Source organism: Streptacidiphilus monticola, assembly GCF_042658505.1.
Lineage (GTDB): Bacteria > Actinomycetota > Actinomycetes > Streptomycetales > Streptomycetaceae > Streptacidiphilus > Streptacidiphilus monticola.
On record NZ_JBHSQJ010000112.1, the window covers coordinates 1 to 18,142 of the forward strand.

Annotated in this window: 13 protein-coding genes and 2 pseudogenes; 9 read left to right on the forward strand and 6 right to left on the reverse strand. The window is 70.6% G+C overall.

Going from position 1 to position 18,142, the window contains the following annotated elements; all coding sequences use genetic code 11:
* Nucleotides 1-928 precede the first annotated feature (928 nt).
* Nucleotides 929-1,486 (reverse strand): hypothetical protein, encoded by a 558-nt coding sequence (locus ACFP3V_RS24410; RefSeq protein ID WP_380587363.1) that lies wholly within the window; start codon nt 1,484-1,486, stop codon nt 929-931.
* A gap of 1,091 nt (nt 1,487-2,577) precedes the next feature.
* Here ACFP3V_RS24410 and ACFP3V_RS24415 point away from each other — a divergent pair.
* Together ACFP3V_RS24415 and ACFP3V_RS24420 are read left to right on the forward strand one after the other, a co-directional pair.
* Nucleotides 2,578-3,452, forward strand: a pseudogene (locus tag ACFP3V_RS24415) (IS5 family transposase).
* Between the two features lie 10 nt (nt 3,453-3,462).
* Nucleotides 3,463-3,957 (forward strand): SMI1/KNR4 family protein, encoded by a 495-nt coding sequence (locus tag ACFP3V_RS24420; RefSeq protein ID WP_380587366.1) that lies wholly within the window; start codon nt 3,463-3,465, stop codon nt 3,955-3,957.
* Nucleotides 3,958-4,452: 495 nt separating this feature from the next.
* Here ACFP3V_RS24420 and ACFP3V_RS24425 read toward each other — a convergent pair whose 3' ends face one another.
* A complete protein-coding gene (locus ACFP3V_RS24425) occupies nt 4,453-4,842 on the reverse strand; it encodes a nuclear transport factor 2 family protein (RefSeq protein WP_380587369.1) in 390 nt (129 codons plus the stop codon).
* Between the two features lie 993 nt (nt 4,843-5,835).
* On the opposite strand from ACFP3V_RS24425, the pseudogene ACFP3V_RS24430 reads away from it, so the two are divergent.
* From ACFP3V_RS24430 to ACFP3V_RS24455, 6 genes and pseudogenes are all read left to right on the forward strand, one after another.
* Nucleotides 5,836-6,315 (forward strand): annotated as a pseudogene (locus ACFP3V_RS24430) (AMP-binding protein); the annotation flags it as partial.
* Nucleotides 6,293-6,433 carry a hypothetical protein gene (locus ACFP3V_RS24435; RefSeq protein WP_380587372.1) on the forward strand — a complete coding sequence of 47 codons (141 nt, stop codon included), beginning with the start codon at nt 6,293-6,295 and terminating at the stop codon, nt 6,431-6,433. The pseudogene ACFP3V_RS24430 and the gene ACFP3V_RS24435, both read left to right, overlap by 23 nt.
* 167 nt (nt 6,434-6,600) lie before the next feature.
* On the forward strand, nt 6,601-7,149 hold the full coding sequence (locus ACFP3V_RS24440; protein ID WP_380587375.1) for a nucleoside/nucleotide kinase family protein: 549 nt from the start codon (nt 6,601-6,603) through the stop codon (nt 7,147-7,149).
* A 444-nt stretch (nt 7,150-7,593) separates the two neighbouring features.
* Nucleotides 7,594-9,111 carry a N,N-dimethylformamidase beta subunit family domain-containing protein gene (locus tag ACFP3V_RS24445; RefSeq protein ID WP_380587378.1) on the forward strand — a complete coding sequence of 506 codons (1,518 nt, stop codon included), beginning with the start codon at nt 7,594-7,596 and terminating at the stop codon, nt 9,109-9,111.
* Nucleotides 9,112-9,942: 831 nt separating this feature from the next.
* Nucleotides 9,943-10,653: an ABC transporter ATP-binding protein gene (locus ACFP3V_RS24450; protein WP_380587381.1), complete on the forward strand. Its 711-nt coding sequence runs from the start codon at nt 9,943-9,945 to the stop codon at nt 10,651-10,653.
* The gene (locus tag ACFP3V_RS24455) at nt 10,650-12,947 is read left to right on the forward strand and encodes an ABC transporter permease (protein ID WP_380587384.1); all 2,298 of its coding nucleotides are present in this window, start codon (nt 10,650-10,652) and stop codon (nt 12,945-12,947) included. Before ACFP3V_RS24450 ends, ACFP3V_RS24455 begins: the two co-directional genes overlap by 4 nt.
* Before the next feature lie 429 nt (nt 12,948-13,376).
* Here ACFP3V_RS24455 and ACFP3V_RS24460 read toward each other — a convergent pair whose 3' ends face one another.
* Entirely contained in the window at nt 13,377-13,739 is a 363-nt protein-coding gene (locus ACFP3V_RS24460; RefSeq protein ID WP_380587387.1) for a tetratricopeptide repeat protein, read from the reverse strand.
* Here ACFP3V_RS24460 and ACFP3V_RS24465 point away from each other — a divergent pair.
* On the forward strand, nt 13,717-14,166 hold the full coding sequence (locus ACFP3V_RS24465) for a hypothetical protein (RefSeq protein ID WP_380587390.1): 450 nt from the start codon (nt 13,717-13,719) through the stop codon (nt 14,164-14,166). The genes ACFP3V_RS24460 and ACFP3V_RS24465 overlap by 23 nt on opposite strands.
* A 290-nt stretch (nt 14,167-14,456) precedes the next feature.
* On the opposite strand, the gene ACFP3V_RS24470 is transcribed toward ACFP3V_RS24465, so the two are convergent.
* The 3 genes from ACFP3V_RS24470 to ACFP3V_RS24480 all read right to left on the reverse strand — a co-directional run.
* On the reverse strand, nt 14,457-15,515 hold the full coding sequence (locus ACFP3V_RS24470) for a LacI family DNA-binding transcriptional regulator (protein WP_380587393.1): 1,059 nt from the start codon (nt 15,513-15,515) through the stop codon (nt 14,457-14,459).
* Between the two features lie 358 nt (nt 15,516-15,873).
* Nucleotides 15,874-17,409: a glycoside hydrolase family 43 protein gene (locus tag ACFP3V_RS24475; RefSeq protein ID WP_380587396.1), complete on the reverse strand. Its 1,536-nt coding sequence runs from the start codon at nt 17,407-17,409 to the stop codon at nt 15,874-15,876.
* A 224-nt stretch (nt 17,410-17,633) separates the two neighbouring features.
* Nucleotides 17,634-18,142, reverse strand: a 509-nt coding sequence (locus ACFP3V_RS24480; RefSeq protein WP_380587399.1) for an extracellular solute-binding protein, incomplete at its 5' end; no start/stop codon positions are given.

Consider the following 18,142-nt stretch of genomic DNA (forward strand, 5'->3'; position numbering starts at 1 on the left):
GAACCGACGCTCACCATGATCGGTACGACAACGGCTTCTGAAGGGCGAATACAAGGCTCTCAACTGAGCGCCTTCCGCACCGTCCTGACAGCGTGGAGCTTTCGTCGGCCACGGCGGGACGTCGTCTGTGTGGTGGATCCGTCCTCGTCGTCGCCAACCTCCGCCTTCACGTCCAGGTAGTACTGGAAGACCGGCACCGACGCGGATTCCTTGCCCTGCAGGAGCTGACGCCGCGCTGTCCCGCCCAGCGGCAGGCCTGATACACGGCCGCCCCCGCCTGGAGCCGGTGCGCCTCGGCGCTGGCCGCCCGGCGTGACCGCGCCGACGCCGGGCGGCCGGCAACGCCCTTGATCCAGCAGCAGTCGGCGTACTTGCGCCCGGCAGGAGAGCCGAGTGCCTCAGCTCGCGGCCCGCGCAGGCCCGCGAGCTGGACAGCGGACAGGCCGCCCAGACGGGTCGTCTCGATGCGCCGGGGGCTTCGGCGTCCGCCAAGCACCCGCACGACAGAGAGCACCACCCTTGTGAACACCGCCCTGGGCCCGCGAGTCCAGGCCATGCCCCGCCGCTGTATCGCCCTGTGGGCCGCCGCTAACGTGGCTCAGCTGCTGGTACCGCTGTCCCCGTCCTGACCCCCATCGGGTTCATCCTGGGCTTGATCCGCTTTGACGGACACACCTGATCAGGGGCTTCGGCCCCGGAGGGATGATGTCCATCATGAGCGTGGGAAAGAAGAAGCCCAGGCCCAGGCGCTCGTTCACGCCGGAGTTCAAGGCCGAGATCGTCGACCTGTGCCGACGCGGTGACCGGTCGGTGGGTGCGCTCTCGCAGCGGTGCGGTCTGCTCGTGGGCGCTGCGGTGCCAGTTCCTGCCCCGAGGCCCCCGGCCGCACGCGCGGACCGGGGGCGCTCGCATGCCGAGCAGCCGGACGTCAGCGGTAGACCTTGAAGGCGAACTGCTGGTAGGCACCCTGCCGCAGGCCCGCATCAACGCCTCGGCCCTGCGAGTTCAGAAGGCCGTATGCCGCCGGCACAACGGGCATGACGTGCCAGGTCCCGGTCTTGGCAGCGGTCGTGAACGTGATCCGGAAGTCGAGCCGGGCCCACTTGCCGGGTGGCACGAGCGCCAGCCAAGAGCCATCCGCTGAGTTCAGCTCGTAGAACCCGAAGTACTGGTACTGGGCGTGCTGCCAACGGTGAGTCGCCGGGTTCAGCCAGTCGACGGATACGCCCCGCTGGGTGTTCGTCGAGGTCCAGATGGTGAGCTCAGCGGCCAGGTTGACCAGTGTGTACTTCGATGTCTGGCGGTACCAGGTGTGTGCGTAGTAGGCCCGTCCCTCCTTCATGGAGTGCGGCAGGCCGATCGTGTTGGCGTAAGACCACCCGGCCATCGGCGTAGGGGTGGCTGCGTGGGCGCTGGCGGGTGCGGCGGCCATGACCGACAGCGCCGCCACGGCGACGGCGAGCGCGTGCCTGAGACCTCTCTTCACGGTTTCCCCTCCCTGTGCGGTCAGTGTGACCGCAGCGCGGTGATCGTACTCATACGCGCGACAGGCCTACCGCGCGGGTGAACTGGGCATGGAGAATCCGTTTTGCGCGGCCCCGACTGGCCCGAGCTTGATCTGTCCGAGCATCCTGTGTTGCTCCCTGCCGCCGGGCGGAACCTGTGCCTGCGCTGCGACGCCTTGGGCCTCGAACCCGGCAGGCTGAACCCCGGGCCCGGCCGTGAACCCCTCTGCCCCCACTGCGGCGGCGACGGCGGCGCCCCCGCACGGCCTCCAGTGGCAGGCCCGGATCATGTGCGACCCGCCGCCATGCCCGCGACTACAAGCGCCTCGGCCAGCACTCCGAAGCGCTGATCACCTGGGCCGCGATCACCTTCTGACCCGACGTCTGGCCGTCTCCACTACGGAAGCTTTCGACGGTCGCTTCACGCACCGACGCGGCCCGCAATACTTGGCCGACAGCGAAGGCTTACGCGCGGCGCGACTCAGAGCCATGCGGGAACGGGGGGTCCATGAAGCGTATAAGTGGGATCACGGTGGCAGTGGCCGTACTGGCTCTGGCGGCCTGCGGCTCCTCGGGCCACGCGGCGAGCAGCGCCTCGTCCACGCCGTCGATCAGCCCCACTGATCCGTTCTACCAGGCCGGTCAGAGCTGGCTGCTGACGCAGGGGGCGACCACGAACGTCGGCTTGGGGCAGTTGCCTGCGGCGTGCCACCTCGGGGTGGACCAGCCAGACCAGGAGTTGAACGCGTCGGAGAAGCCGTATTGGCTGGCTGGTTGCCTCGCAGAGGCTCAGAAGCTTCAAGCGCTTGCCACAGCCTCTCCCTCGTGACCCACCCATGAGTACCTGAGGAAGCGAAGCGCGACAGCACTTGTCTCTCCTTCGGCGCAGTCGTCTCATCGGGCACCGGATCTCGTCCTCGCGGATGTCCCAGGCGACCGAGCAATGTCAAGGTCCGTGGATGGCAGCGTCCGGGGCTGGCGCATGGAATGGGACCGCTCGTGAGGGATCCGCGGCTCTGGGTCCTGTCCGCCGGATCATGTGACTGTCGGGAAGTGGGGTCGTTGCTCGGTCGTGGGGCGGGGAGATCTGACGAATGACGAGTGGTGCGGCTCGAGTCGCATCTGCCGAAGTCTGCTACCCGTGGCGGACGTTGGCGTGACCACCGGCAGGTGATCAACGGGATCCTGTTCCGGGTCCGGACCGGGGTGCCGTGGCGTGATCTGCCCGAGCGGTTCGGGAGCTGGAAGACCGTCTCGAGCGGCATCGGCGCTGGTCCGCGGACGGGATCTGGGACAGGGTCCTCCAGGCGGTCCTGACCGACGCCGATGCCCACGGTCGGGTGGACTGGAGCATGGTCAGTGTCGACTCGACTTCGGCGAGCCCACCAGCACGCGGCCGGGGCCCCGGGGAGAACCCCCGCGAGTCCCGAAAAGTTCAACGCCCCGACAGCACCGCCCCGACGAAGGACTCGGACGCTCCCGGGGCGGCCTGACCTGCAAACTCCATCTCGCCGGCGAGGGCGAGCACCGACCACTGGCCCTGCTGATCACGCCGGGGCCAGTGGGGCGACAGCCCGCAGCCGATCCCGGTGCTCGAACGGATCCGGGTCAAGCATCAGGGCGGCGGGCACCCACGCACCCCCCGGCCACCTCGGCGGCGACAAGGCCTACAGCTCCCGCCGAAACCGCCGCTACCTGCGCGGGCGCCAGATCAAGCACACCATTCCCGAACCGAAGGACCAACGGGCCAACCACCGACGCCGAGGCCGCCGAGGCGGCAGACCAGCCGGCTTCGACAAGGAGCTGCACAAGCGCCGCTACGAGGTCGAACGCACGATCAACCAGCTCAAGCACTCCAGGGCCGTGGCCACCCGATACGACAAGCGCGGCTACGTCTTCACCGGCACCGTCACGGTGGCCTCGATCCGCCTGTGGCTCAGACCGTAAGCTCCCCCGCATGACAGCTCTCGACGACCTTGCCCGGCTCGTTCCCCCACCCGCGGCGCCGATGTGGTCGAGGGGGGACTGGAACGAGGTAGAGGTTGCCCTCGGGCTCGAACTGCCCTCGGATTTCATCCAGTTGATCGAGACATATGGGGCGTGGCACTTCGCGGAGTTCCTGACACCGTTGACCCCGTTCGGTGGCCTCGATCTCCTGGTCGGCCCCGCGAAGCGGCTGGCGGACCAGGAGCGCGGCTTCCGGGACAGCCACCCGGAGAAGTGCCCGTACCCGTTCTATCCGGAGCCGGGCGGGCTACTGCCGTGGGCAGGGACCGACAATGGCGATCGCGTGTGCTGGCTGACCGAGGGCAAGCCGGATGACTGGACCGTCGTGTGCTGGAACCCGCGTGGCTGGCACTACGACGCGCATCCCGTGGGCGCCGTCGAGTTCCTGGTGGGCTGGCTCTCCGGCCGCGTCAGCACCACCGTTTTCCCCGCAGCCGCCCATTGACCACGCTGGCCGGGGCTGGCCTCTCCTGCCCCAGGGCCATCCCCTGCACGTCGGCCCTCTGCCTCGGCGGCCGGACCAAACGACCCGGACAGCCGAAGATATCCGCCGGACAGACCCGAGTGCCCGTGTCCGCTCATGACTGGAGCGCATGGCACGGGAAGTGCGACGACGGTTGCAGACGGTTCAGAGAGATCTGCGCGGCCCTGACTTGCCGATGACCTTCTTGCGGGCGCTGGAGGGGCCAGGACCACGACGCACTCGCCGTCGGCGACGTCGGTGTCGTCGGGGGGTGTACAGTCGTCCGACTCCTGGCGGGCCTGGTGAAGACGCCGGCGGGGGTGCGGTAGGTGCCGACCATCGGGAATGCCGCGGATTCGGTCCACTCCACGTCCTCGGCCACCACCTGCCGCCGCAGGTCGATGTTCCCGCTGGCCGAGGCGAGTTACTGCAGTCGCACCGTCTGCGCGGGGGTGCGGCCAGGGTCCGCGGAGGTCATCAGAACATGCCGTTGTCGTTCGCGGAGTGGGTCGGGACGTCCTGGATGACGTCCCAGTGCTCGACGACCTTGCCGTTCTCGAGGCGGAAGAAGTCCGCCAGCGCGCGGCCGGGGTTGTCCGGGTTGCCGGGCTCCAGGTCCAGGTGGGCGTGGGTGGCGACCAGGTCGCCCTCGGCGATGACACGCTTGATGTGCAGCTTCACGTTCGGGTACTCGCCGCGCAGCCAGCGCACGAAGCCAATGAAGGCCTCAGGGCCATCCTCGGCGCCGGGGTTGTGCTGGATGTAGACCGGGCCGAGGTGGTCGGCGATCGCCTTCTCCGGGTCGCCGTCGAACGCGGTCTGGTAGTAGTCGACGACGATCTGCTTGTTGCGCTCGATGTCGGACATGAGTTCACCTCTCGGGGAGTCGGGATCCCGGGTGACACTCGTGCAAGAAAAAGCGGCCGGGAAACCCGTGAACGGGATGGGTTGGCCCACGCGTCTCACTGGCGACCTGGGCAGGCCACCGACGCTGCTCCTACTTTCTCTTGCCACCCCGCCGCGCTGAGCCGGGGCGTACGCCGGGATCTGCCGCCATCTGGGCGGTGATCTCCCTTCGCGCCTTCGACTCTAACCTACGCGCAGGCGGGCGGCTCGCAGCCCAGGTCCAGAGTGGCCTTGGGTCGCGCGACCGCTCGGGTCACCGAACAGGCGAGGGCGCGCCCAGGGCTGTTGCGCAGGGTACATCTCCGGCACAGCACCCTTGAGCTGCACCAACATTGGGCCACAACGTCTCCGGCCCCCAGAGAAGCGGCGATGACGCGTTCGAGCTGTCGCCGCAGGAGCACTCCATGCCCGGGGCGCTGGGCCGATGTCTCGGACAACTTGGGTACCCATCATGGGCCGGCCCCCGGAAGGGAGAGATTTCGCGCCGCCCTCCTCCAGCTCGGTGATCAGCTCCTTCGGCACATTCGTTGTCCCGATCTTGGCGCCTGCCGGATCACGTCGCCGATGTGTGACGTCGCGACAGCACCTGCGGCGGACGCGACCAACCGAACCGGTGGCGAAACCCGGAAGGCGAACGGATCTGAGAGAGCAGCCGGAAGGGCCTGCCCGTCCCGCGACATTTCAGCAGGTGTTCGTCGATCTCTCTTCAGGGAGTGCGATGATTCTGTGAAGTCACTGTCCTGGAACAACAGTTGGGGGCGCACCGGATGACGGGTCAGCCGGCGGACGTCACGGACCGAACCAGCGCAGGCGTACACACTCTCGTTGAGGAGCAGGCAGAGCGAACTCCGGACGCGGACGCGGTGGTGTGGGGCGGACAGGTGCTCAGCTACCGGGATTTGAACGCTCGGGCGGAGGAGGTCTCAGGACTGCTCACCGCGGCCGGGCTCCCGCCCCATCGCGGTGTGCCTGAGCCGAGGGCCGGACGTCGTGGCCGGCCTGCTCGGGGTGCTCAAGGCCGAGGGCACGTACGTGGTGCTGGAGCCCGACTCCCCCACCGACACGCTGCGCCGTCTCCTCGACGACGCGCGCCCCGGCGCCGTGGTGACCACCGAGCGGCACCTCGTCACCTTGGAGGAGGCCGGCTGCACGGCGAGGACGGTGTGCCTGGACGCCGCCGAGGGGCCGCCCACCGCTCCCGTCACCGCGCCACGTCAGCGGGACCGCACCCCCGTAGCCTGGCGAGCTGTTCGGCGTCGATCGGGGCGGGGCGAGGATGCCGTTGTGGATCACGCGCATGAGGTGCCCGTCGAACCGGAGGGTGGATCCAGGCCCGGGTGTGGGTCTTGCCAGCAGCCCCTGGCCCCGGTCACGCTCGGACCCACGGACATCTCCACTCCTCGGGGGACCTGTGGACGACCTGACTCGCCGTAACCGACGCGGCGGCCTCGGCTGCTTCCTGGTCGCCGTGGTCGTCATCGCTGCTGTGATCGCACTGGGGGTGTGGGCATGGCAGCAGCCCGGCGGGAACACGCCCAGCTACTGGCACTGAACAAGTCGGCCTGGAGCCGGAGGCCGGCCTGTCCCTGCCACGGCCCCAGCTCTTCCAGCGAGCCCGCCACCAGCTTGCTCAGCCCACCCGAAAGGCCGAACCGGACACCGCCGGATGGTGTGGAACCCGCTTGCCCCCGCCTTGATGCTGGTCGACGATAGGCGCCTATGAGTGCTGTCCAGATCGCGGGCTGTTCTGGCGCCGGGAAGTCCACGGTGGCAGCCATGTTGGCCCGCCGAGGCCTGGTATCCATCGACGCCGACGCCGAGCCGTTGCTCGCCCGTTTCGTTGATCCTGGCGGCGCAGTGGTGACGAAACAGCCGACGGCACCAGACCTGGCCTGGCTTGCCCAGCACAGCTGGGCATGGGATCCGACCCGCTTGGACGAACTGATCCGGGACGCCGCGCCGGCGACTCTGTATGTCTGTGGCGGTGCGGACAACCAGCACGAAGTCGCCGACCGCTTCACCCAGGTGTTCCTGCTGGAGATCGACGAGCCCACGATGCTGGCACGACTGGATGCGCGCCAGGAGCACCACGACTGGGGCCGCATCGGGGAAACTCGCGAGTACCTGCGGCGCAAGCTGCCGGTACTGCAGGACCACCTGCGCTCATCGGGCGCGATCGTCATCGACGCCCGGCGACCCCTCGACCAGGTGGTGGACGCGATCCTCTGCCGCACGCAGCCCATACCACCGCGGTCCCGGCCAAGCTGAGGGGGCCGACCCGAGCCCCAACCCGGCTTGTTCACCCAGCCCTGGCCGTACAGGCCCGCAACCGGCCCACCTCACCCAGGCCCAACCCCGAAGCGGACAATCGCTTGCGAACCGCCCGCTCATGGCGTTGTGAGTCCAGGTGGGGGCACACGGGGACACGGGATCCTTCACGAGCCCGCGGCCCGCGCTCCCCGGGATTGCTCGGTTCAGGGCGCGATTCCGGAACGGGCACGGCTGTTTGGTGAGCAGCCCACCGTACTGGCGGTCCACCCCACGCCACGCCCCCAGGGCGGCAGGGCCCGGCCATGACTCAGAACCTGGCGGCAGCTCACGTCACAAGCTGGGTGGTTGCTGTGCGCATCCCCCGTGCACGTATCATCTGCTTCCGCTTCACATCCGCACCGGTGCGAGCCGTGCTCCGCCGCCACAGAGAGGCCGACCCACGTGGCCCCCATCGACAGGCGCACCGCTCTCGGCGCCCTTGGCGCCGGAGCCGCCCTGGTGACAGCCGGGTGCGCGGCCACGCCCAAGGACGCCAAGGCCCGCCCCGAGCCGACCACGTATGTCGGACATACCGGTGCGAACCCGGTCAGCCGGGAGAACGCACGGACCGGCTCGGCCGCCTGGAAGATCAAGAGTCCGCTGCGCAGCTCCCGCGACGAAGGCGGACAGATCCAGGGCTACGCCTCGGCCACCTCCGTCGCCCCCGGCGACCCGATCTCCTTCCACCTCTCGGTCCGCCCCGGCGGCCCGTTCCGGATCGAGATCTACCGCCGCGGCTGGTACGGCGGCACCGGCGGCCGCCTGCTTGCCACCAGCCCCCAACTGCGCGGCTCACCCCAGCCGATACCCCAGCCCGCTGCCGGAACCCGCGAAATCGACTGCACCTGGCCCGCCTCCTGGACCCTCGACATCCCCCGGCACTGGATATCGGGCCACTACCTCGCCGTCTTCACCAGCGCCGCCGGCTACCGCGCCTACACCCAGTTCGTCGTGCGCGAGGAGACCCGCCGCTCGGACTTCCTGGTCGTCGTCCCCTTCACCACCTACCAGGCCTACAACGCCTGGCCGCTGGACGGCCACACCGGCCGCAACCTCTACACCGGCTACGACGCACACGGCAAGCTCGCCGGCCTGCCGCAGCGCTCCTACAAGGTCTCCTTCAACCGGCCGTACTGCCACAACGGCCTGGCCGAGCACGCGGACATCGACCTCAACTTCACCACCTGGGCCGAGCAGAACGGCTACGACCTCACCTACGCCTCCAGCCTCGACCTGCACCAGGGACGGATCCGCCCCGACCGCTACCGTGCCCTCGTCTTCCCCGGACACGATGAGTACTGGACCCTGCCCATGCGCCAGGTCCTGGAGCAGGCCCTGGACCGCGACGTCCACGTCGCCTTCCTCAGCTCCAACCCGGTCTACTGGCGCGCCCGTTTCGAGGCCGCGCAGGGAACCCCCGACCGGGTCATGGCCTGCTACAAGTACATTCCCGACCCTGCCGCCCGCACCGAGGGCCCCACCAACATGTGGCGCAGCCAGGGCAAGGACCACGCCCTGGCTGAGCAGGGCCTGATCGGCGTCCAGTACAACGGCGTCGTCAAGGGCGAAGTCCCTCTCGTGGTAAGGCAGTCCGACCACTGGCTGTGGCGCGGAACCGGCGTCAGGGACGGCGACAGCATCCCCGGCCTCGTCGGCGTCGAGGGCGACGGCTTCGACCCCCGTATGCCCCGCCCCAAGGCGGCCGTGCACGCCTTCCTCTCCCACTCGCCGTACACCGACCGCATGAACGGCTCCCACCAGATCCAGCAGACCAGCTGCTACGAGACCGGCAGCGGCACCGTCGTCTTCGCCGCCGGCACCTTCAACTGGACCCGCGCACTGGCCGACCCCGCCCACACCGACCCCCGCGTCCAGACCGTCACCCGCAACCTCTTCACCCGCCTCCTCCACACCACCTGACCACGACCCCCTGCCGATCCCCGGGCGATGCCCTGAGCTCACCGAACTCCCGACCGCGACGCCGGCGGACTACCGGGTGTCGACGACCGGCTGCACGTGCGTCCAGCAGGGCGGCGCGGAACTGGCGGAGGCGGAGGATCCATTCGTCGGGGAAGCGGCAACTGGCGGCCAGGGCTGGGAGGATGTCGGTCAGCTCGGCGCGTGCCTCGGGGGCGGTCGCGCTGCACGACCGCGAAGGCGATCGGGTCGACCAGCCGGATCAGCTGCACCTGGCGCGGCTGGGAGGAGAGCTCCGCGCCACAGGGCTCGTCCGCACCACCCGGGGCGGGCGCCAACAGACCTAGCAGATAGGGCAGTTCGGTCATGGCCTGGCAGCCGGCGCCTCGACCGCCGCCATCGCGGTGTCGGCCTGGTCAAGGCCTGGCGGCCGGCACTTCGCGAGCCGCGCTCGCCCGCACCACCATCAGGCTGACGTTGTGGCTGACGATGTCGCGGAGCTCGGCGGCGATCCTGGCCTGCTCCGCGTCCACGGCGGCGGCCGCGGCTCGCGGTCCGCTCGCGCTCCAGCAGCCCGCCCCGCTCCCCCGGCGTCCGGGCGTGCCACCGCCGGACGCGGAGTGGGGCCGCCCCCAGGACGGCGGTCAGCGCGGAGGCGACCGGCAGCACACCGGTCAACCGCTGCGTCGTCGTCACGGGCACCAGCCTCCCGGCAGTCGGCCGCCGGATGGTCAATCCGTCGAGGCAGCCGCGTACATCCCCGGGATGACGCCCGGCCCGCTTTACACCCACGGCCCGACGACGCACCCGTCCGGCGTCTCCTAGGTTCGAGCCATGACGACAGCACACGACGCGAACCTCCGCCCCGTGGTCCGCCTGGAGAACGTCCACAAGGAGTTCGGCGACACCAGGGCCCTGGACGGGGTGACCCTGGAGATCCGGCAGGGTGAGGCGGTGGCGGTGATGGGGCCCTCCGGTTGCGGCAAGTCCACGCTGCTCAACATGGTCGCCGGGCTCGACCGGCCCACCGCCGGGACGGTCGAGGTGCACGGGCAGAACCTCGGTGCGCTCAACGAGACCGGGCTGGCCCTGTTCCGGCGGCACCACGTCGGCATGATCTTCCAGTTCTTCAACCTGATCGACGACCTGGCCGCCCTCGACAACGCCGCCCTCGCCGCACAGCTCACCGGCACCTCCGCCCGGCAGGCGCGGCGCCGGGCGCTGGAACTGTTCGAGGAACTGGGCATCGCCGACCGACGCGACGTCTACCCGGCCGCGCTCAGCGGCGGTCAGCGCCAACGGGTTGCCGTGGCACGGGCCCTGATGAACCGTCCGGCGCTGCTGCTGGCGGACGAGCCCACCGGGGCGCTGGACAGCCGGTCCGGCGAGCAGGTGATGGACCTGCTCATCGACCTCAACCAGATCGGGCAGACCCTGCTCATCGTCACCCATGACCCCAAGCTCGCGCAGCGCTGCGCGAGTCGGCTCATCGAGCTCGCGGACGGCCGGGTGGCCCGCGAGAGCAGTCTTGAGCGTGCCGCGTGAGCGCGGTGTGGCAGGCGTCCCGCGGAGCGGTGCGGCGCCGCCGGTTGCAGACCTTCGTCATCGGCCTGGTGGTGATGTGCTCCACGGCCGCGGTGCTCTTCGCGCTGGGCGTCCTGGACGCCGCGTCCTCGCCCTTCGACCGGGCCTTCGCCCGCCAGCAGGGCGCCCAGGTGGTCGCGACGTTCGATCGGAGCAAGGTGGCGGACGCCCGACTCGCCGCCACCGCCGAGCGGCCGGGAGTGGAGGCGGCCGCCGGTCCCTTCCCCGAGGCCGTGCTCCGCTTCTCGAAGGAGTTCCTGTGGATGCCGCCCGGCACCCTGACCGTGGTCGGCCGGGCCGATCCCGGAGGGGCGGTGGACCACCTCAGGCTGGGCAGGGGCCGCTGGGCCACCGCGCCAGGAGAGATCGTCGTCAACATGCCGAACGGACGCGGCCCCACCGCCCTGCTCGGCACCGTGCTGCACGCCGACGGCGCACCGCCGCTGAAGGTCGTCGGGTTCGCGACCAGCATCAGCCAGTCCGCCGGCGGGTGGGTCACCCCGGCCCAGGCGCAGACCTTGCACCCCGCCGAGAGCCAGATGCTCTACCGGTTCCGCGCCGGGGACACGGACGCCCAGCTGCGGACGGGTCTGGCCCGCACCACCGCAGGGCTGCCCGCCGGAGCGCTGCAGGGATCCGAGTCCTGGCTGACGGTCCGTCAGACCTACACCGCCCACGCCGACTCCTACCTGCCGCTGATCACCCTCTTCGGCCTGCTCAGCCTGATCGTCTCAGTACTGATCACGGCCAATGTGGTCAGTGGGGCCGTGGTCTCCGGCTTCCGTCACATCGGCGTGCTCAAGGCCATCGGCTTCACACCCAACCAGGTGGTGGCGGTCTACCTGGCCATGGTGTCCACGCCGGCGCTGGCCGGAGCGGTGCTGGGCACCGCGCTGGGGACCGCGCTGACCGGCCCGGCGCTCGGCGTCGTCTTCTCAGGCATCGAGACCAACGGCGTCGAGCCGCACGTGGGCCTCTGGGTGCCGGTGGTCAGCCTGCTCGGCATGCCGCTGCTGGTCGCCCTGGCCGCCCTGGTCCCCGCGTTGCGTGCGCACCGGCTGTCCGCGGCCCGCGCGATCAGCGCGGGCAGCGCGCCACGCGGCGGACACGGGCTGCGGATCCAACGCCGACTGGCCGGGACCAGGTTGCCGCGCCCGCTCAGTCTCGGCCTCGGCCAGCCCTTCGCCCGACCCGGCCGGGCGGCGATGACCCTCGCCGCTCTGATCCTGGGGGTGGCCACGGTGACCGTGAGCACGGGTCTGAGCAGCACGATGCTGGCGTACGCGGCCCCGGCCCACGCTGGTCCCACGATCGACGTCCAGGTGGGGTCGCCCGAGGTTCACCAGACTCCCCCGAAGCTGGGGGACGCTCAGGACGTGGCGTTGATGCGCTCACTGCCCGGCGTCGAGGGCGTCGCCGCCAGCGCGGCGGTGCGTGTGAACATCGTCGGCTTCCCGCAGACGAGCACGGCCTTCTTCTTCCGCGGCGATCCGCCCAATTCGGCGCGGCAGTTGGCGGCCGGCCACTGGATGACCGGCCCCGACGAGGTGGTCACCGGTCCGCTGTTCCTGCGCCAGCACGGCCTGAGGGTCGGCGACCGGATGACCCTGCTGACGAGTGAGGGGACGGCTCAGGTCACCATCGTCGGCGAGACGGTGGACGGGGACGTGCGCGGCCTGAACGTCTCCTGGTCCGCGCTCGCCCGGCTCGCGCCGGACGCCCGGGCCAACGAGTACTCGGTCTTCCTCGCTCCCGGCACGGACTCGGCGGCCTGGGTCGCCAAGCTGAGGGCCGGGGACCCGGGCCTGTACGCCCAGGTCAGCGGCGCGAGCAGCGCGGCGGCGAACGCCGTGATCGGCTTCTCCAGTGTCTTCACAGTCCTGCTGAGCGTGGTGGCGGCGCTGGGGGTGTTCAACACGGTACTGCTGAACGTGCGGGAGCGACGGCGGGACCTCGGCATGCTCAAGTCCATCGGGATGACCCCGCGTCAGGTCGTGACGATGTGCGTGACGTCGGTGGCGGCGCTGGGCGCGGTCAGCGGGCTGGTGGGCATTCCGCTGGGAATGCTGGCCCATCGACTCATCGTCGACCACGTGCTGGTGGTGACCTTCACCGAGTCGATGAAGGACGTCTGGCACCTGCCCCAACTGACCGCCCTCGCGCTGGCAGGCGTCGTCATCGCGGTCCTCGGCGCCCTCCTCCCGTCCCGCTCCGCCGCCCGCCTCCCCATCGCCACCGTTCTGCACAACGAATAGCCCTCAGGGGGGCACGGAACTGCGCGAGCAGCACGCCCCCCAGGGCGGTTCGACCCCTAGAACGGGACGGACCTCCCCGGGGGTGGGGTTGCTCGCGCAGTCCCCTGCGCGCTCCCGGCCCACCATGGCGTCACCCTGGTGCGGCCCGCCGGGGCAGGCGGCGTTGCCAGCGATGTGGACGCGGCGGTCGCCGTAGGTCGCCCCAGTCCGGTGCCCCAGCGGATTCCATCGCGGACCTGACTGGCCACCCGGTTCAAGGGCCCTGACACGTGGCCGGCGACGGCCCGCCGCGGGCTACGCGGCCGCGCCGGAGGCGAGGTTCGGCTTGGGCCCGCAGAGCCCGCTCGACGGAGTCGAAGCCCGGCTGGCCCACGCCTGAGGCAGCGCAGCCGCCCCGAGGCTGCTTTGGCGCCCGGCGGTGGACGGGGCTCATGGAACGATGCGCGGCAGACCCATCGCCTGATACGCCGTCTGAGCGCGCGTCAACTCCTGTTCTCCCTCCTGGTCGTGGCCCAGGTCCAGGAGTGCGCGGCCCAGCAGCTCCCGGCTGCGCGCGGTTTCCACCGGGTCGCCCGCGGTCTCGGCCAGTTCCAGCGCCTCCCGATGGAGGGGCAGCGCGCGCCCCGGCTCGGCGAGAGCCTGGAGCGTCTCGCCGAGGTTGTTCAGCGCCTCTGCGCGGTTGAGCCCCTCGTCGCTCGCCTGGAACAGCGCCAGGGCCTGCTCGTGGTGGCCGCGGGCCGACTTCAGGTCCCCCTGCAACCGCAGCACCGTGCCGTACACCGTCGACAGCAACGGCCGGCACATCAGCCCCGGTGCCCGGACCGCGGCCGTCACCCCGATGAGCTGCGGTGTGATCAACATCGGCCAGCCGGGCAACATCTACTACGGCGGCGACTACGCCGGGCAGGTCGAGCAGCAGTACAACACCTGCACCGGGATCGCGTCCGCGCACTGGCAGTGGTACGGCGGCTTCCAGTCCAGCCACCCGGGCGCCTGGGTCGACGTCAACATCATCTCGTACTACGGCGGCCAGATCGGCTACGGCGGCGCCTCCACCTACACCAAGGACGTCTACACCGGGGGCGTGGACATCCACTCCGCCAACCCGGACGCCTGGCACGCCCAGGCGATCGTGAACAGCTGCGGGTCCTGGGCCAAGGGCACGGAGCACTGGTACGGCGGTGCCGACTGGGACGGCCCGCACACCGGCGGCTGCTGACGCCCCGTCGGAAACGCCCAGGGGCCGGATCGCGTGGGGGACGCGTTCCGGCCCTGCCGCCTTGCGGCCTGCCCGCTCAGGTGGTGGCGCTCAGCGCGTCCGCCGCCGCGCAGGGTTCGCCCTCCCCGCGGTCCCTTGGACGCCCGGTACGACGAACTCACGACCTTGCTCGCGCTGCACCGGGGAGTTCAATTCCGCCCCGACGCTTCGCTGAACTCCAGGAACCGCTCGGTGGCCGCGTCCTCGGTCGCGGTGGTGCAGACCGGCCGGACCGGGACGCACCGCCTGCGTCATCGGCGTCCCGGCTTGTTTGCGCAGACGGGCCCGGTGGAGGCGCGGACGATCAGCTCGGTGGCCAACTGCATGCGGGCGGGCGGTCTGGTGCCGCCGTCCTCGGTCCGGGCAAGGTCGATCAGGAGCCTGACCGCCGTGGCGCCCAGTTCGGTGCTGGGCTGCCTGATGGTCGTGAGCCCGGGGCTGACGCACTCCGCCTCGGGCAGGTCGTCGAACCCGATGACGCTGACGTCCTCGGGAATGCGCAGGCTTCGAGCATGCAGTGCGTCGTAGACACCGAGCGCCATCTCGTCCGAGCAGGCGAAGACTCCCGTGATCCCCGGGTCCCTGTCGAGCAGGGTGTGGGCGGCGGTCGCCGCCTTGACCCGGTTCCATCCGCCGTAGGCCACCGACACCGTGGCGCCGCCGGCGGTTGCCGTGTCGGCTGCCGCGCGGAAACCGTCGACGCGCGCCCTGCTGAACAGGTGGCGGGACGGGCCGGCGACGACGCCCATCCGCTCGTGGCCAAGGGACAGAAGGTGCTCAGCGGCCACACGACCTCCGTCCCAGTTGGCCACGCCGGTGCTCGCCGTGCCTGGCGGCGGTGTGGTCATGGGGTCGATCAGCACCACGGGGACACCCGCCGCGGAGAGCGCGTTGAACTGCGGGGAGGTCGGATCGACCAGTGCCCCGATAGTGCCGAGGCTGCGTCTTCGCAGGACTCGCGACACCCAGTCGCTGTCCGGATCGGCGAGCGTCAGGACGACATCCAGTCCCGCTGCCGCCGCCTCGCGCCCGACTCCGGCGATCACCAGGTTCGCCCAGGAGCCCTCGAAATGGGTGACCACAAGATCGAGCGCGTTGGACAAGCCGCTCTCGTCGGGCACACTTTCGATCTTGGCCCCGCCCCGGCGGGTGTAACCGACGGCCCGCACGGCGTCCATGACCTTCGCGCGCGTCTCGGCCGAGACGTCGGTCCCACCCCGCAGCACCTTGGACACGGTGGGCACGCTCGTACCAGCAGTCTTGGCGACCAGTGACAGTGTCGGGCGTGATCCGACGGGTCGGGGGGACATGAGGAAAGGCTATCCAGCGAGAAGGCCGGCCACGCCCGCGGGTGGCTACCGCAGGCGCGCGAGCCGGTTGCGGACGAAGGGGTTCCAAGGGGTATGGCGGGGCGACGTGGGCAGGGAGTCGTCGGCCGTCCCATGCCGAGGCGTTCAGCTCACCGGCGAGGCGGGCGAACCGGTGACATCGCCAAGGGCCGCCCTGCGGTTCTCGTCCTTCGTCGACCGGGCGCTCGCCGTCGTTGCGCCCCACGCGGCATCGTCGGGCACTCCTGACGGCGCGGTCCCTCTGACGGCGCGGTCTCGCGGCATCCCGCGTGCGGCACCCGCACGGACGCAGGTGTCGCACGCGGCCGAGCGCCGAGCGTCAGGCGGAGGGCGCCGAGGTCGGGCGGTACTCGAACCAGTCGAAGGCGACGGTGCCCGCAGTGGCGTACATGCCGATGACGCGGCCCGTGAAGCCGCAGGCGACCTCGGTGGACAGATAGCGCCCGTCCAGTTCGGCCAGCGGCTGGGCGTCCGGGGCGTCGGGGGTGCCGAGCCAGAAGGCGACGGTGTCCGGGCCGGTGGTCCCGCCATCGGTGAGCTCGGGCGATGCGGGCACAAGGTCGGACGTCCGGATCGCGACCGTCAGGGTCAGGGGACCGGGCGGGACCGGTCGGCCGGCCACGGTCTGGCGCAGCGGACCGATGCGGGCGACGACGGCGGCCTCTCCGTTCCCGACCTCAACTTCGTAGTGGTGGGCCTCGTCCAGTCGCACGCTGAGGCCGCCGCGTCCCGTCCCCGGATCGATCGCAGCGGTGACGTGGCAGTCGTGGTGCTGCTGGCGGCGGCCGACGAAGGTGTAGCCGGGGCGGTCGAGCGTGGGGCCGGTCGCGGTGAGGGTCAGCCAGCCAGGACGCTGGCTGAGTGACCAGGAGCCCTCCGGGCGGGCGAACGGCGAGATCCACTGCGGGGCGAGCGCTGACTCGTCGAAGTCGTCGCGGGCGGGCGGGGCCGGAACCGGGTGCCAGGCTCCTCCCGGGGCCGCGTGGCTCTCGGGAACGGGCGCGATGACAGGCCAGCCGTCCTCGTCCCACTCCACGGGGGTCAGGAACGTCTCGCGTCCCAGGACGTGCACGTCGGGCGTGAAGCCGCCGGGCCGGACGCCGAGCAGCACCATCCACCAACTGCCGTCGGCGGCCTGCACCAGGTCGGCGTGGCCGGTGTTCTGGATGGAGCGGGCGGTACCGCTGTGGGACAGCAGGGGGTTGGCGGGTGCGCCCTCCCAGGGGCCGCGCGGCGAGCGGGCGCGAGCGATGGACACGCTGTGGCCGCGTTCGGTGCCGCCTTCCGCGATCAGCAGGTACCACCAGTCGCCGATGCGGTAGAGGTGCGGCGCCTCGGGGAACTTCAGGCCGCTGCCCGACCACGTGGCGAAAGGCCCCTCCAGCACCTCTCCCTTGACCGGGTCGATCCTGGCCATGTTGATGCCGCCTGCGGGGCCGGAGAAGGCGCACCAGCAGGTGCCGTCCTCCTCCCACGCCAGATCGGGGTCGATGCCGTGCAGCGCGATCCACACCGGGTCGCTCCACGGTCCCTCGGCCCGCTCGGCCGAGACGATGAAGTTGCCGCCACCGTTGATGTTGGTGTTGATGACCCAGAAACGGCCGTCGTGATGGCGGATCGTGGGGGCGTAGAGGCCACCGGACGCTTTGGAACCGGGCAGGGGCAGCGGCAGCTGCTCCGGCCGGTCGAGCACGTTGCCGATCTGCTCCCAGTGCACGAGGTCCTTGCTGTGGAAGAGCGGCAGCCCGGGAAAGTACTCGAAGCTGGAGCACACCAGGTAGTAGTCGTCACCGACCCGGCAGACGCTCGGGTCGGGGTGGAACCCGCTGATCACAGGGTTGTCGTAGGTACGCACAGAAGTATGTTCCCTTCGAGCCGCCGGGCGCCGTGGCGCCGGTCCGGGCTCGGCATCGGTTCGGAATGGCTGCACAGCCTCACCGGCCTGGGGTGGCTCTGGTAGGACGCGCGGACCTGTCGTGTGAGCGCTTCGCCCGGGCGGCGTGCGCGGACGTGGCCGCGCCCCGACTCCAGGCGTGGGTTGCGACTGGCGTCGGGGGCCGTGTCGGTGCCCAGGGGTTCTCAGCCCTTCGCGGCAGCGGCGTTGGAGGCCTTGGCGATGTCGGCGGCGGTGCCCTTGCCGGCCAGCAGGTTCACCACAGCGGTGTTCATCGCGTTGCCCACGTTCTGGCCGTACACGGTGTCAAGGAACTGGACGGAGTAGGCGGCCTTGTTGAAGGCCTGCAGTGCCGAGACGTTGTAGGAGTCGGTGACGACCTCCTGAGCCTGCTTGTTCACCGGGATCGCGTAGAAGGCCTTGGCGTAGGCCTCCTGCTGGTCCTTGGTCACCAGGAACTCCAGGAAGCCGAGGGCCTCCTTCGGCGCGTTCTTGGACAGCGAGTATCCGCCGCCGCCGCCCATGAGGGCGGTCGGGTCGCCCTGGCCGCCGGTGACGGCAGGGAAGGGGAACCAGCCCAGGTCGGGGAGCGGCTTCTGGTCCTTGGTCAGGCTGGCGATCACACCGGGATCCCAGGTGCCCATGAGCTCCATGGCCGCCTTGTGGTTGGCGAGCATGCCCGCCGACGACCCGG

What these genes read in the sequence shown, in the direction of transcription:
- ACFP3V_RS24425 (WP_380587369.1), bottom strand. Translation starts at nt 4,842, where the DNA reads ATGTCCGACATCGAGCGCAACAAGCAGATCGTCGTCGACTACTACCAG.
- ACFP3V_RS24450 (WP_380587381.1), top strand. Translation starts at nt 9,943, where the DNA reads ATGACGACAGCACACGACGCGAACCTCCGCCCCGTGGTCCGCCTGGAG.
- ACFP3V_RS24440 (WP_380587375.1), top strand. Translation starts at nt 6,601, where the DNA reads ATGAGTGCTGTCCAGATCGCGGGCTGTTCTGGCGCCGGGAAGTCCACG.
- ACFP3V_RS24470 (WP_380587393.1), bottom strand. Translation starts at nt 15,515, where the DNA reads ATGTCCCCCCGACCCGTCGGATCACGCCCGACACTGTCACTGGTCGCC.
- ACFP3V_RS24420 (WP_380587366.1), top strand. Translation starts at nt 3,463, where the DNA reads ATGACAGCTCTCGACGACCTTGCCCGGCTCGTTCCCCCACCCGCGGCG.